The following is a 1,374-nucleotide window of genomic DNA, read 5'->3' as shown; positions in this document are numbered from 1 at the left end:
CTAGTACTCCAGCATCACTTCGTGATGTAATGCCTGTCTTCGGTGGTAGTGGGCTTGCTTCGCCTGGTGTTGGTGTCGTCGCCGCCAGGTCGACCAGCGGCGCGCCAGAGTCAGGTTCGGGAGTGGGGTGGTCAGGTGTGCCAGGAGACGCTTGATCTCGCCGAGTGTGAGTGGAATGAGGCCGCTGCCAACGCTTTTGGGGAAACGGCAGCCGTCACCGCAAGGTAGGTGTGTGCGAGCATGGCCAGGGTGATGTGGCGGTACCAGGCGTCGTAGCGGCGGACCTGGTACTGGTCGAGCCCGACCTCGGTTTTCGCGGTCTGGAAACAGTCCTCGACCGACCATCGGGCACCAGCGACCCGGATCAGATCGGTGTCGGTGGTGCCGACCGGGGCGCTACACAAGTAGTAGGCGATCTCGAGTTCGCCTTTGGCATTGCGGGTCAGTGACCGTCTGGCCAGCAGCCAGCGCCGCCACCCGGCACCGGCCTCGCTGAGGGTGGGCAGCGTGGCTACGGCCCAGTCGAACAGGCGAGGGCCTTTCGCGCCTTCTCCGCAGCTCAGGCGTTTCCAAGCATCACCTGGCGCATCCGCGACGACCTGATCGGCACGCCAGCTGCCTGCCAGCGACACGATCGGCGCACTGCTGGGCACCGCCACCACATACCCGATCCGCCGCCGCTCGAGCCAGGTCCGGAACTTCGAATCACCACCGTATGCCTCATCCGCGGTGACCCAGCGAGCAGGCACGCCGGCATCCAAGGCGCGGGCCAACATCCTTTGTGCCAGAACCTGCTTCGTGGCGAAGTCGACCTCCTCCGGCACCCCGGCATCGCGACAACGATCCCGATCGGCGGTCCACGACTTGGGCAGATACAGTTCCCGGTCGATCAGCGTGCGACCCTTGCTGCTCGTGTACGCGCAGAACACACCCAGCTGGCAGTTCTCGATCCGACCCGCCGTCCCAGAGTATTGCCGTTGCACCCCAGCCGATTTCACGCCCTTCTTCAGAAATCCGGTCTCGTCCACGACCAGCACACCGTCCGCGTCACCCAAATGCTCGACGGCATACGCTCGCACCTCGTCACGCACACCGTCGACATCCCACGCCGCCGCGTTGAGCAACCGCTGCATCCCGTGCGGTGTCAGATCACCCGCGGCTTCAGCCAAGGTCCAGCCGTTCTTCCCCGCCAACGGCGCCAACAGGCCCCGCACATACATCCTGGCCCGCAACCGCGGCTCCGCCCGATGAAACCGCCCCGCCACCCGCGCGAACAACTCCTCCAGCCCAGCCGTCCACGCAGCCAGATCCTCATCAACCAGCACGAAACCCCATGCTACCCAACAACATCACGAAGTGATGCTGGAGTACTAG

The 1,374-nt window shown here is 64.8% G+C and carries 1 pseudogene; it reads right to left on the bottom strand.

What is annotated here, in order from left to right:
* Positions 1-1,322, bottom strand: a pseudogene (locus ACFYOW_RS49625) (IS701 family transposase); the annotation flags it as partial.
* Positions 1,323-1,374: the final 52 nt, after the last annotated feature.

It is taken from the genome of Nocardia sp. NPDC006982 (assembly GCF_042869435.1).
GTDB lineage: Bacteria > Actinomycetota > Actinomycetes > Mycobacteriales > Mycobacteriaceae > Nocardia.
This window is presented reverse-complemented; position numbering and strand designations above follow the sequence as displayed.